Here is a 13810-nt window from a genome sequence, read left to right as displayed (position 1 = left end):
TTTCTATTATATAAACGGGCTGTCGGTGCGCTTTGTTCAGGGGCGGTTAAAAAAATCCCGTCCTGCTTTCACAAGTAAGACGGGAAAACGACAAAATTTATAATAGCCTTTTAAGAGGGCTATACAAGTATCTAAAAAAAGATAAATGCATAATAAGAAAGGGAACTAAAAAAGCCCCCGACTTGTTAATATTGACACCACTCATGTACTAACAATAAATGCGATAAACGCACCGTCGAGGGCTTAATGCCTTCCCGTTGCGTATATCGCATTTATCGTACATAAGTGGTACTGCAAAAGTAATAATTAAATTTGATTATCGAAGCTTTTTTCGCTTTTTACTTGAGTTTGGTCGAATATAATATATTTCGGCTGATTATTTATGCCAAACATTTGGTAAATTCGAAAACTTCCTCTACTTTTGCGCCCCGAAAAGGAGAGGTGCTCGAGTGGTTGAAGAGGCACGCCTGGAAAGCGTGTATACCCCAAAAGGGTATCCGGGGTTCGAATCCCCGTCTCTCCGCAATAGATATTAAAAAGTATATTTCACAATAACAACACCCGACTTTACACTTAAGAATGTAAAGCCGGGTGTTGTTATTGTGAAATATTTCTTACTTTTGTTACATTGTGTGCCAAAGGGGTATAGCAGACACAATCGTGAATAAGTAAATTCTAACAAGTATACATATGGATAATGAAGATTTGTTAAATGCTGGAATGGGGTATGTTGCAGGAAACTCGATGATGAGAGGGATAGCGGACAATCTTCGCAGACAGCGTGAGGAAGTCGAGAAAAGATTAGCGCATATAACTACTGAAGAAGTGTTAGCCGTTGAGATAGCAAAATTTTTATTAAATGAAAATAGAAATGGAGCTTATGAATATCTTAATTCACATTTTAACGAGGAAATTATTGATGCTGCACAAAATCAAACCAATTATATATATTCTCTGGAAACTATCTTAAAAAAGAAAAAGGATAAATATACTCCTTTCTATGAAAAAATAGGCATGCAGATGCCGGAGAATTTAGTTTCAATTACTGCAGAAAAACTATGTCGGCTATTAGGAGTGGAAAACTTACATATAATTGATAGTATCGATGGAAAAACATCACCATCACTTGAATCAAATTCGGGTTGTACGGCAGAAATGATTATTAGTGCAATTATCATATTTGCAATGATTATGATTACAATCATTGCAACTACTTCTTGAAAGACTACAAAGGCATGGGATATCTATACAGGTTGTAGTGACGATAAGAACAGTTGTATTTATTTATTGTACATGAATATTTATAACCTGTTTATAGTACGCATGACCATTTCAAATAATTCTTGAGCATTATTGGTACTGCCTTGTGCCCCTTTTTCTTTGGCAAGTTCTTTTTGTGTGGGTGAATTAGAGTTCGTATATATGAAGAAAGGTATTTCATTTTTTATTTTCCTAATTTCATCAAGTAGGATATAGCCTTCTTTGTCACTTTCTTTTCTTTTCATATCGGAGATAATTACGGCATACTTGTTATTTTTTAGAATTTCTAATGCCTCTTTTGTTGATAGAGCCAGACTAAAACTAAGTCCTTGTGCTTCAAAAGCATGTCTTTCATATACATTATTCTCTGGTCTGTCATCCACCCATAAAATTCTGTTATTCCACTCATTTGTAGAGTTTTGTTCTTTATTAGAAGATGTTTTAGATACTGTTTCAATTATAGAATCAAGTTGTTTTTGGATATCTCCATCTTTTTGCGTCTTTTCAAATTGTTTTGCGGACGCAACCGCTAAGGATGCAACCGATGACATTCTCATTTTAAAAAAATTGTCCTCATTCTTGAAATCAGAGGGGCCATAGATTTTATCATGATGTTTTGATACAAGCCATAGAAATCCTACAAAAACAATCACAGGGAATAATATTAAAAAATAGACTAATAATACAATGGAATCTTTAAAATTATCTCCAAATGTAGCAGCCAATGTTGCAAATCCATATATTAAAACAATAAATAAAGCTATTATACCTAGAGGACTTTTTGTAAATCCTAATGCAGAGGTCTGAAAATCGTTAAACTTTGTATTCATAAGTAGTTTCTGGCTAATATAACTTTAAATGTATACGTTACTGTGATTTATATCGCAAAGTTAATCACAAAAAATACCTAACAATATATTTGCTGGGTGTTTATTAACATATTTGTTTAAAAATATATCTTTCTCCGATTATAACTTATCAGAAGTTAGTTTTATGGCTGTGGAAAATGAAAGTTTGTGAGTGACGGAATAGTTATAATTTAGTTGTTAAATCGTTACAAAGAGAGTATAATCTTGAATAATAAGGGTATTCGACGGAAAATGTATATAACCCCGTCTCTCCGCTATTTCTGTCTATTATAATCCCACTTCTCGGATTGTACCCCTCTCATTTGAGCATCTATATACCCGCTTTCCGCCCTGCCTATATCGTATGTCTCATAAACTACATCATTTAACGACTCCACGGCTTCAAACCATTCATCACTCATATATCGGGTCTGTTCAAGTAGCTTTACGATGCTTACTATCTTCTTAAAAGTACGGCTGTTAATAATGAACGGCAACTTTTTAAGATATTTGGCATCGGTATGCATGGTGAGTTTTGAATTGTTGTAGCAGAATTTCAATAGGAAATAGTTGCATAGTCTGGAATGTAAAATGCCCAGAATGTACCGGCACATGTTTTCATCGCGGTCTGTAATTACAGTGACGGTTTCAGAGGCCTCTAAGTTTCCTGCAAAGCTGGCGATGATACCCGCCTCGGCGCTGTAAATATTCTGAATAAACACCCGGTCACCTTTCTGGGGGACGGGGGCATTCTTTAGGGAGAACTTCCGGATGTCCTTTCCTGTGACGGCGGATGGAGATTTGGATTTGCCCCTGCCCACATAGCCTGTACAGATATCGCCTAACTTCTTATACGAGGATTCTAACCGCTTATATATGCGGAAATCCGTTTCATTCTCAAATAATAGAATCTCGTTGTCGTAAAAGCTCTGCGGAACTTCCAGACGCTTGATGAATTCATTGTTGCCGTATCCGTAGATGCGGATATTGTGGTTGGGGACGTGGCTGTTTTTCAGGGTGATGATTATTTGTTCCCCTCTTACGCTTTTAAAATATACGCCGATGTCGATAATCGACAATATGGTCTTTTCACTCAATATCAGCTTCCTCAGCTTGCTGTATGAGGCAACATGCAGGAAATTTTTGGGGATGATGTATGAAATCACGCCGTCCGGACAGGCCAGTTCAAAAGCCCTGTATATGGCGGCAATAAATAAGTTACTGCCCGATTCTTTTACGCTTTTCAGGAACGGTCGGTCGGGAGTGTCTATGGTGATGTCCTTGTTGATAGGCACATAAGGCGGATTTCCTATCACATAATCTACGGGAGATTTTAAATGCAGCTCTCGTAGGATATCCTTGCCGTTGTTCGCTAAAGTATCCAGCACGGTGATGTTCTTTATGCCGCTTTTCCTTTGGCAGAGAGCTATCGCGTTTGCGTCGATGTCGGAACCATACACATTTTCATGGCCTGAGTTCCGTGCCGATACGATAAAGTTTCCTGTTCCGCAACAAGGGTCCAGTATATAGGCGCCGCAAGGAATCTTCAGGAATTTGATGATTCTTGAAGACAGTTCCATGTCGGTGTAATAAATACCCTTCCCTTTCTTATATGATGCGTCGAGGGAGTTTTCGTATTCTTTGCTTTCTGTTGAATAGGTGTCTGTTGCCATACCACTGCTATGATGTGGCAAAGATAGGCATTTTATCATGAAATTCGGCGGTATGCCTATATTCCCCTTTCTTTTTTTCTTTCCAGTTTTTCCTTCTTTCGCCACAGTTGGAAATGTTTCATCAGGGTGTCTTCGTTGACTAACTCGTCCATGTTGTAATCGGTGATATTTCCCGTCTCATCTGGCAGTTTATTTCTACGGAAAGCAGGCGGATGCTTTCACCGCTCAGGTAGTTGTAGGTACGCGGATCTTTGCCGATATCGGGTACGGGTAGGGCAAGAGTGAGGTTTCCGATGTCGCGCCAAAAAATATTTTGAGGTCGGGGAACGGTAAGTTCGAGTAAAATGTGATAAAGATTGGTTCGTGGCTTAACTTTATGGTACACTCACACAGATAGTCATTGTAATGTCTGAATGAATAGAATTATGGGCAAAAGTGAATTTTATGATTTTATGTTATTTAAAACAATAAAAGCAGTTATTTCCTATTCGCTCTTATATGATGCAATCATAGAATTTCTTCATTATATACCTTAGCCTCATTCTATTTCCAGTGAGATACTTCTTTTATATCGTGTGGGAATAATGGTAGCTTCATATAACTTTGTTATTCCATTGTTGCTTACTTCTTTGTACTAAGGTACTTTATAATATCCGCTCCTTTAAAGTAGATAATCAGTGAGCTGACAATAATCAACATACCCGCTACGGTACTGAATGTGGGGTATTCTCCCGCAAGCATAATCCAACTTAATACAGCTCCGAGAATCGGGTTGATGAGGCGGCACATATTGATGTCGCTGACTTTTGCTCCTTTGCTTTGTAACGCCATAAACCAGAAACTGAATGCAAAGACAGAAATGAATACAAGAATACCCAGACTGATATAGAACCCGGCAGGCTTGCCGATAAAAGAATGATAACCTTCCGTACTCAGTCCGATGATGTAGATAAGGGCGCCACCGAAGAACATCTGTACGGCATTCAGGAAGATAGGGTTGATTTTGCCTTTCTCCTCGGATACGGAGATGGCGGAGTAGCCTTGAAAAATGATACTGAGCAATAATAGTATGATGCCTGTAATGCCTTTCCAATCCAGCGGTTCGCCGTCGCTACCCATTCCTACAATCAGCAAAAGCCCCGCAAGGCTGACGATGAGGCTGACTATCTTGTAACCGTTCAACTTGTCGTTACTTGCCAACAAGTGGGCAAGCAATACATTGATAAGCGGTGTCATACCCATGATGATGGATGAGATAGCCCCGCTGACAAAATCCACCCCGAAATAGAAGGCCGTATAGCCCATGAACATATTGATGAATATCAAGTTGAGGAACAGTTTGCGGTACTGCTTGATTTCCTGCCACATACCTTTGTGCCAGGTATAAGCAAAAAGCAGAATGCCGACACTCGTAAAACGAATACCGGCGAAATTCATCGGAGTAAAATCATAACTGAGCCCTTGCTTGATAAACGGGTTTACGATAGCCCATAGCACAGATGCCAATATAGCGTACAGCAGTCCTTTTTTCATGGTTGTAGAAAGTAATTTTGTAAAATCGGCTGCAAAGATACGCCTTTCTTTTGACAAATGCCTCACTCCGCTTTTATAAAAAGAACTTGAAAAGAGTGTTCCACAGAATGGATTAGTTTTCGTCTTTCTTAAAGTCGACAGTCATATAACGTTCGCCGTCGTACAAACTTTTTACGCGGATATTAAGTCCGGTTTTTCCGGATATCCGGTCGGCTATCTTATCCAGTTTGAAAGAAACAAGTCCTTGTCCCGGCATGAGGGGTTCGTCATCATAGGCGTTTTGGCGGAATTCCAGCGTGACATAACCTTCTTTATCGTTTTTGCCGTCGGATGTTTCGTTGACTATCAGGTTCAGCATATGTTTTTTGTCGTTACTGTTGCTGTGATATAGCTGGTACTGAATATTCAGATAATTGCCCGTAATCCACATATTGGTTATGTTGATGCGGTCGTCACCGATGCTGTCGGCTTTTTCGGCGGGCATGAAGTAGATGTCTTTGGTGAGAATATTCTCTACATGATTGATTTTGGCATTGTAATCGTAGCCATCCACCTTTTCGTCCAGCAAGTTGAAATATACAAAAGCGCGTTGTCCTTCCACCAACGTATAGTTATTGACTTGGGCGGTATCGCCGGGAAACATTCTGGTTCCTTCATCGAGCGCGAAATAATAGTCTTTTCCGTCGATGATACGTACAGTGCCGATAGTGAGGGATGAACGCTCATCATCGTCCCAATCGTCCAGACAGGATTGCAATACGGGCATGGCAATGAGCAGTAGCAGAAATGCGGCTAATGTCGTTCTTAACTTTTTCATAAGTAGAGGTTTTGTTATTGGTTCTGTTTTAGATTTCGTATTCAGAAAATGCCGGGATTGTGCAAATACTGCTTATAAGATTGTTAAAGAAGATGAAGAATGAATTTCTTATCTGCCGGATGCAGTATTTTTGCGCCTGTTGCATTTATAAGGTAAACACGTGTTAAAAGAGAGAATGGAAGAACAGGTATTGGCAGAACGCTGCAGGCAAGGCGACAACCTTGCCCGCAAAGAACTGTATGAACAGTATGCAGGGCGGATGCTCGGCGTATGTTTGCGTTATGCCGGTGACCGGGAAACCGCACAGGACTTGATGCATGACGGTTTCTTGAAGCTGTTCGATTCTTTCGATAAGTTCACTTGGCGGGGAGAGGGTTCTTTGCGGGCTTGGATGGAGCGTGTAATGGTGAATACGGTGTTACAGTATTTGCGGAAGAATGATGTGATGAACCAGTCTGCTGCCTTGGATGATGTGCCGGAAACGTATGAAGAACCGGATGCCTCGGCTGTGGATACAATTCCTCAAAAAGTATTGATGCAGTTTATCAGCGAACTTCCTGCCGGCTATCGTACCGTATTCAACCTGTTTATTTTTGAAGATAAATCTCACAAGGAGATCGCCCGACTGCTGGGCATCAATGAAAAATCCTCGGCTTCGCAGTTGGTACGCGCCAAAGCAGCTTTGGCGGTTAAGGTGAAGGAGTGGATGAAAAAGAACGCATAAATGAAGAAACGTATGGAAGATGAATTGTGGATGCGAAAGATAAAGGAACGGTTGGAGGATTATTCCGAATCGTTACCCGTTTCCGGTTGGGAACGGCTTGAAAAGGATTTGTCCGCTCCGAAGCCGCCGGCAGCCGGAAAACGGAGGATTATTCCTTTCCGCCGCTGGGCTGTAGCTGCGGCTGCGTCATTGCTTATCGTGGTGTCGTCAGTCAGTGTGTGGTTGCTTCAGAGCCCTGTGGGAGAGGAAATGAGGGGTACGGCTGTGCCGGCATTGGCAATTGCTCCGGACAGACTGCCGGAGCAACAGACACCTTCGATACGGACAGAAATAACAGAACCTGACTATCGCGCGCAGAAACAGGTATCGTCAGCGGGTATAAATAGGCGTTCTTTGTTGGCGCAACAACTGGATACAGCAGGTGATGCGGAGCAGACAACGAAGATGCAGCCTTTGGATACGGAACCGGAAATTCAAGAGAGTGTACAGGAACAAACGGTTCCGGTAACGAAAAAAGAAGATGAGGTTGTTACAACCGGAAATAATAGTACGGAGAAACAGCAGGTTGAACGTCGTCGTCCGTCCGGTAGGGATAAACTGCAACTGCCGATTGGAAATACGAAAAAAGAAAAGTCACGCGGTTGGTCGGTCGGACTGGCTGTGGGAAATACGGGCGGACTGATTGCCGGAAACAGTATCGGTGAAAGCGGTTTTGTACAAAGCGATCCGGGGTTCGGCTATTCCGGCGGGAAGGTCGATTTGGCTACGGTGGCTAACGGTATAATGGATGTTCCGGAAGGACAGGAGCTTGTTTTCAAGAATGGTATGCCGTATCTGATGAAAAACTCGGAAGAGATAGTGGATATAGACCATAAGCAGCCCTTGTCTTTCGGTTTCTCAGTGCGTAAAGGACTTGCGAAAGGATTCTCCGTAGAGACTGGTTTGACATATACGTATCTTGCTTCGGATGTGAAGTTTGCCGGAAGCTCGAAGAAGGTCAGCCAGAAATTGCATTATTTAGGTATTCCTTTGCGTGCCAACTGGAATTTTGTAGATAAGAAGTCCTTTATCATGTATGTTTCCGCCGGAGGCGCCATGGAGAAATGTATTTATGGTAAAATAGGCAGTCGGAGCGAAACTGTAAAGCCGTTGCAATTCTCTGTGATGGGAGCTGTGGGTGCACAGTATAATATAAGTAAAAGGGTAGGTATTTATGTAGAACCGGGAGTGTCTTACTTCTTCGATGACGGCTCCGATATTCAGACGATAAGGAAGGAAAATCCCTGTAACTTTACGTTACAAGGGGGAATACGGTTGACTTACTGATTAAATTGAGAATTGAGAATTAAAAATTGAGAAATAGGCTGCGCTATAATAGTAAATAGCAAAATCGGGGTTTATACCGATAAAGAGTTTATAGCGCAGCCTATTTCTCAATTTTTAATTCTCAATTCTCAATTTACCACTACTGTGGGGAAATACTCTTTGAAGAGCTTTTCGGCCCGTTCCAGTTGTGCGGGGGTATTCTCTACTACCTCTTTTAACTGATAATCCCAGCCCATGGCCTCGTATTTATGTACTCCTAAGCGGTGATAGGGAAGTATTTCCACTCGTTGTATGCTTTGGTATTTGCCAAGCTGCTTGCCCATATTACGTATATCTTCCTCAAAATCACTATATCCCGGCACTAAGACATAGCGCAGCCAGAATGGATGTCCTTGTTGTTCCAGCCAGGCGGCAGTGCGCAAGGTTTGTTCGTTGCTGCGCCCGGTTAAAGCACGGTGACGTTCGGGGTTGAACTCTTTGATGTCAAGCAATACCAAATCTGTCAGACTTAACAATTCCTCTACTTTGTCATTCCAGATACCACCGTTGGTGTCAAGGCAGATGTGGATGCCGTTGGCTTTCAAATCTCTGAATAAAGGTATCAATGCCTCGGCCTGCAATGTGGGTTCGCCACCGGAGAAAGTGATTCCCCCTTTCTTTCCAAAGAATGCTTTTTGGCTGATAGCCATTTGTAGAATTTCATTGGCGGGGGTGGGAGTACCGCCTTTTGCGTCTATGGTGTCGGGATTGGCGCAATACAGGCAACGGAAAGGACAGCCTTGAAGGAAAACGACGAGCCGTAATCCCGGACCGTCAAAGGTACCCATTGATTCGTATGAATGAACATTAATCATAATCGTATATTATAAGTAAGAATGTATTAAGAAAAAAGCACGGATTACATGGAGCACCCGGATTGTTTACTTAATCCGTGAAATCCGCGTAATCCGTGCCTGAAGATTATACTCTTAAAGTATTACTTACATTCTTTCGTGGAAACTGCGGCTGATGACTTCCAACTGATGCTCGCGGCTCAACTTCACGAAGTTTACGGCATAACCGGAAACGCGGATGGTGAGTTGCGGATATTTTTCCGGATGTTCCATGGCATCTTCCAGCATTTCACGGTTCAATACGTTCACATTGAGGTGGTGCGCGCCTTTGGTGAAGTAACCGTCCATCATGGTAACCAGGTTGTCGACACGCTCTTCGTCAGTAGGACCTAATGACTTCGGAACGATAGAGAATGTGTTACTGATACCGTCTTGCGAGTCGCGATAACGCAGTTTGGCTACCGAACTCAAAGAAGCGATAGCACCGTTCTTGTCACGTCCGTGCATCGGGTTGGCTCCCGGAGCAAAAGCGACACCTTTGGCGCGTCCGTCAGGAGTAGCGCCGGTCTTCTTGCCATACATCACATTGGAAGTGATAGTCAGCAATGACAGGGTAGGACGGGCATTCTTGTATACGGGCAGCTTCTTCAGCTCTTCGCTGAAATAGTAAACCAAGTCTACGCCGAGATGGTCTACACGGTCGTCATTGTTACCGAAGCAGGGGAAAGAACCTTCGATGTCGAAGCCTTCCGTCAAACCGATGTCGTTACGGCGTGCCGTTACTTTGGCGTATTTGATGGCGGACAGTGAGTCGATAGCGATGGAAAGTCCGGCTACACCATAGGCAAGATTGATGCGCGGGTCGGTATCGACGAATGCCATTTGGGCTTTTTCGTAGTAATACTTGTCGTGCATGTAGTGTATGATGTTCATTGCTTCGTTGTAAACGCGGGCAATCTCCGTCAACACTTTCTTGTAGTTGGCCATTACTTCTTCAAAGTTCAGCGTGTCGTGGGTCAGTACGGGGATACCTTTTACCATTACGGTTCCGGTATTCTCGCAACGTCCGCCGTTGATGGCGAGCAACAATGCTTTGGCGAGGTTGGCACGTGCGCCGAAGAACTGGATTTGCTTACCGATGGCTTGGTAAGATACGCAACAAGCGATACCGTAGTCATCGCAGTTACGTACTTCGCGCATCAGATTATCGTTTTCGTATTGGATAGAGCTGGTATCCACAGATACTTTGGCGCAGAATTCCTTGAAACCTTCCGGTAATTCGGGACTCCACAGAACGGTCATGTTGGGTTCGGGAGACGGGCCGAGGTTGTACAGCGTTTGCAGGAAGCGGAAAGAAGTCTTTGTTACTTTCACGCGACCGTCATTGAAGCGTCCGCCGATAGCTTCGGTAACCCAAGTCGGGTCTCCGGCGAAGATGTCGTTGTAAGACTGCATACGCAAGTGGCGTACCATACGCAGTTTGATGATGAACTGGTCAATCAGCTCCTGAGCAAAAGTTTCGTCAATCTTACCGTGAGCCAAGTCGTATTCGATGAAAATGTCGAGGAATGAAGATACATTACCTAATGACATGGCTGCTCCGTCTTGTTCTTTTACGGCAGCGAGGTACGCCATATATACCCATTGTACAGCTTCCTGAGCAGATGTGGCAGGGTGGCTGAGGTCGAGACCATAGTATTCACCCATGATTTTGATGTCCTTCAAAGCCTTGATTTGTTCTGATACTTCTTCGCGCAGGCGGATACGTGCCTCGGTCATGGGGCCGGTCAGGTTGCGTAAATCTTCCTGCTTGGCCTCGATGAGGCGGTCGATACCGTACAATGCCAAACGACGGTAGTCACCGATGATGCGTCCGCGTGCATAGTTGTCGGGAAGTCCGGTAAGGAAACCCAGAGAGCGGAACGAACGGATTTCTTCGGTATATACGTCGAATACGCCGTCATTGTGAGTCTTACGATAATGTGTAAAGATGTCTTTTACTTTATCATCTACTTCTACGCCATTCTCGCGGCATGCTTTCGCCACGACATTGATGCCGCCAAAAGGTTTGATGGCGCGTCTCAACAGCTCATCTGTCTGCAAACCTACGATAAGTTCGTTTTCCTTATCGATATAGCCTGCCTTGTGTGAAGTGATAGTAGATACTGTAGTATGATCTAATGAGCGAACACCGTTATTGGCTCTTTCTTCTTCCAATGCTTCCAAACAGAGGTTCCAAATACGTTTGGTACGTTCCGTAGGTCCTTGCAGGAAAGATGCATCTCCGGTGTAGGGTGCGATGTTTTTACTAACGAAATCACTAACATTGATTTCTTTGCTCCAAAGCCCGTCAATAAAGGTTTTGTTTAATTCCATAATATTCTTTTTTTGAAAGTGATTAGATATGTTATCCTTTAGAGCGCGCAAAATTACGGAAATATTTCCGTAATTGCACAATAAAATGCATAGTTTTTATGCTGAAGAACATAAAATAATCATTAATAGGTAGAGAATGTCGCTGTGTATGCATTTATTTGTTGCTTGCTGTTAATTGGGGCTGAACTGTTTGCAGGCTATTGTTTTCTTGTGGAAAAACTATTCTTACCACGCCTGTTATCCTTTCATACTACTGCCGTTATCTTTTCTTACAACAGCTGTGGTATGAAAAGATAACGGATGTGGTAAGAATAAAATAGATTGTTGTATCGGTTATTAGTTTGTACTGTACCACCGTAGCAATTTAAGGGAGAGAGTGATATTTATGCCGAGTTTGTTTGCTGTTTAAAAAAGAAGTATTATCTTTGCAGCGCTTTAAGAGAAAAGCACTTCTTGAAAAGGAAGTTTTGGAGAGGTGGCAGAGTGGTCGATTGCGGCGGTCTTGAAAACCGTTGTGCTGCGAGGCACCCGGGGTTCGAATCCCTGTCTCTCCGCTGAAATAGAATATGAATTAAAGAAAAGTCCTGTAAATTAATAATTTACGGGACTTTTTATTTTTGGGTAAATGGCAAAAAACGTAAAGAGGTACACCTATTTTGCCGAATGATGCATTGTTTGTCGGTGCCGATGGCAATATCGGCAGATTGCTAACCGCTTGTTCTTGCTTTGAATACAGGAGTGGTTTTCTGTACTTCAGATTCAAATCCAAACCAATAACCGCATTTTGTATTTTCGTCTTGTGGAAGAAAGCAAAGCCTGAGGCTGTCTTTATAATCTCCATATATCACTTCCCACCTCTCCGGTGGAACTTGATGTTTGGTCTTTACCTTTTCTGCAGGAGCTTTCTTTAATGACATGCCGGCTTCTATCCAGGCAATGCTGGCCTGCATTTGATATTCAGGATAAGCCAACTTACAATATTCATAAAGTATAAGCCCGCGTTTTTCCAAGCTCATGGGTTGGTCTATAAGATTTATCTGTATCAGATGTTCAAGGAACCTCTGCAAGAAAGTTCTGTCATTTAAGATTAACTCCCGGGTTAGTGCCTGCCAGGCGGGAGTGTTGTAAAAACCGTCTAACAGGCGGGATAGCTGGCGGGCTGTCTGCAGTTCGCCTACGCTGATTTCGTTTGTTTCTAAAACTTCGTAGGGTGGGAAAGGGGAATAGCGTATTCCGAGTTCTTCTGCCCGGCGGCGCATTTCCGTACCGGGAAGCAGTTTGAGTGACTCTAATTGTATCTCTCCCGCATTGTACCGGGCCAGGGTATATACATCTTCGAATATCTCATTGAGATGATAGAGGGGAAGTCCGGCTATAAGATCGGCATGCGTTTCCATATTTGGAAGCGAGCAGAGAAATTTCAGCCCTGCCAAAGCATCGGATAATTTACCCATGCGGCGGCTTTGTTCAAGTACTGGTTCACGCAAGCTTTGAATCCCGGCTTCAAGGTGGAGCAGTCCTTGCGGTAACAGTTTTAACTCCTCTTTTAATTCCTCGGAGAGAAGCGCCGGATGTATCTCTAAATGAAAACGTATGTCGGGATATTCTAAAAACAGTTGGAGCAGTTCTTTTGCACGACGTGCATTGTAATTGAATGTACGGTCGAGTACGCGTACATTTTTAATACCATGCTCATGGATGATTAGGAGCCGTTGGCGGATGCTGTCAATAGAGAGAGTGCGAATCGGTTTCTCGCCGCCGCTGACGCAAAAGGCGCATGTGTTGAAACATCCGCGTGTAGTTTCAAGTTGTACAAACGGCTTGCTCCAATTGAAGAAACAGCTTTTTTCGGGTGGAATAAGTCCGGAGAAGTTTAAGACACGGGCTATTCCATTGTCTTTATATTGTTTATCGGCATCCAGATAACACAGACCGGGAATATCCTTCCACTGTTCCGGATGATTCCAGCAGGCCAACCACTGCGGAAACGCCTCTTCGCCTTCTCCTCTGAATACACAGTTTACAAAAGGGTTCTTACGCAGAAAGAATTCATTATCTCCAAGAAACTCCGGACCGCCTAATATAAGACAGGTTTCGGGCAGTAAAGCTTTCAGCCTTGATACGATATGCAGTAATTGTTCGTGGTTGAAAAGCCAGGTGGTTGCGGCAAGAATGTCGGGCTTGTGCCGATAAGCTTCGTCCACAACGGTCCCTGTGTTTTCATTAATTGTGGCGGAAACGATTGCCCATTCAATCGAGGAATCATCCGCTATTTGTGCATGCAGTGCGGGAAGCGCCAATGAGGAATGGGCGTAAGAACTATTTAAGTCTATCCAGAGAATTTTCATATTTGATTTAGTTTCATCCTTGCAAAGATAGGTGATTTTACTGTTAGGATAAATAAAAAAGTATATATTTGC

Annotated in this window: 11 protein-coding genes and 2 tRNA genes; 5 read left to right on the top strand and 8 right to left on the bottom strand. The window is 42.9% G+C overall.

The genetic code is table 11. From position 1 onward, the window contains the following. Positions 1-435: 435 nt before the first annotated feature. Both I2F54_RS13440 and I2F54_RS13435 read left to right on the top strand, forming a co-directional pair. A tRNA-Ser gene (locus I2F54_RS13440) sits at positions 436-523 on the top strand. A gap of 167 nt (positions 524-690) precedes the next feature. Then, positions 691-1221: a hypothetical protein gene (locus I2F54_RS13435; RefSeq protein ID WP_087412501.1), complete on the top strand. Its 531-nt coding sequence runs from the start codon at positions 691-693 to the stop codon at positions 1219-1221. Positions 1222-1301: 80 nt separating this feature from the next. On the opposite strand, the gene I2F54_RS13430 is transcribed toward I2F54_RS13435, so the two are convergent. The 5 genes from I2F54_RS13430 to I2F54_RS13410 form a co-directional block, all read right to left on the bottom strand. Beyond that, a complete protein-coding gene (locus I2F54_RS13430) occupies positions 1302-2090 on the bottom strand; it encodes a response regulator (protein WP_195501445.1) in 789 nt (262 codons plus the stop codon). 293 nt (positions 2091-2383) lie between these two features. Next, positions 2384-3781 (bottom strand): HsdM family class I SAM-dependent methyltransferase, encoded by a 1398-nt coding sequence (locus I2F54_RS13425; protein ID WP_229097196.1) that lies wholly within the window; start codon positions 3779-3781, stop codon positions 2384-2386. A 139-nt stretch (positions 3782-3920) separates the two neighbouring features. Beyond that, positions 3921-4166: a hypothetical protein gene (locus I2F54_RS13420; RefSeq protein WP_195501443.1), complete on the bottom strand. Its 246-nt coding sequence runs from the start codon at positions 4164-4166 to the stop codon at positions 3921-3923. Positions 4167-4402: 236 nt separating this feature from the next. Continuing rightward, complete coding sequence (locus I2F54_RS13415; RefSeq protein ID WP_195501442.1) at positions 4403-5314, bottom strand: DMT family transporter; 912 nt, start codon at positions 5312-5314, stop codon at positions 4403-4405. Positions 5315-5426: 112 nt separating this feature from the next. Further along, positions 5427-6131 carry a NigD1/NigD2 family lipoprotein gene (locus tag I2F54_RS13410; protein WP_129618127.1) on the bottom strand — a complete coding sequence of 235 codons (705 nt, stop codon included), beginning with the start codon at positions 6129-6131 and terminating at the stop codon, positions 5427-5429. 175 nt (positions 6132-6306) lie between these two features. On the opposite strand from I2F54_RS13410, the gene I2F54_RS13405 reads away from it, so the two are divergent. Together I2F54_RS13405 and I2F54_RS13400 are read left to right on the top strand one after the other, a co-directional pair. Next, positions 6307-6855, top strand: a complete 549-nt coding sequence (locus I2F54_RS13405) for an RNA polymerase sigma factor (protein WP_009120788.1) — start codon at positions 6307-6309, stop codon at positions 6853-6855. Next, positions 6856-8181 carry a porin family protein gene (locus I2F54_RS13400; protein WP_195501441.1) on the top strand — a complete coding sequence of 442 codons (1326 nt, stop codon included), beginning with the start codon at positions 6856-6858 and terminating at the stop codon, positions 8179-8181. 128 nt (positions 8182-8309) lie between these two features. Here the strand turns inward: I2F54_RS13400 and pflA are convergent, their stop codons facing one another. After that, entirely contained in the window at positions 8310-9035 is a 726-nt protein-coding gene (gene pflA / locus I2F54_RS13395; RefSeq protein WP_195501440.1) for a pyruvate formate-lyase-activating protein, read from the bottom strand. A 126-nt stretch (positions 9036-9161) separates the two neighbouring features. Then, on the bottom strand, positions 9162-11390 hold the full coding sequence (gene pflB / locus I2F54_RS13390) for a formate C-acetyltransferase (RefSeq protein WP_022219639.1): 2229 nt from the start codon (positions 11388-11390) through the stop codon (positions 9162-9164). A gap of 469 nt (positions 11391-11859) precedes the next feature. On the opposite strand from pflB, the gene I2F54_RS13385 reads away from it, so the two are divergent. Continuing rightward, positions 11860-11944 (top strand) — tRNA-Ser (locus tag I2F54_RS13385). Between the two features lie 153 nt (positions 11945-12097). Here I2F54_RS13385 and I2F54_RS13380 read toward each other — a convergent pair. Next, positions 12098-13738, bottom strand: a complete 1641-nt coding sequence (locus I2F54_RS13380; protein WP_195501439.1) for a B12-binding domain-containing radical SAM protein — start codon at positions 13736-13738, stop codon at positions 12098-12100. Between the last annotated feature and the right edge of the window lie 72 nt (positions 13739-13810).

The sequence above is a fragment of the Bacteroides clarus genome (genome assembly GCF_015555825.1).
Taxonomy (GTDB): Bacteria; Bacteroidota; Bacteroidia; order Bacteroidales; family Bacteroidaceae; genus Bacteroides; species Bacteroides clarus.
This window is presented reverse-complemented; position numbering and strand designations above follow the sequence as displayed.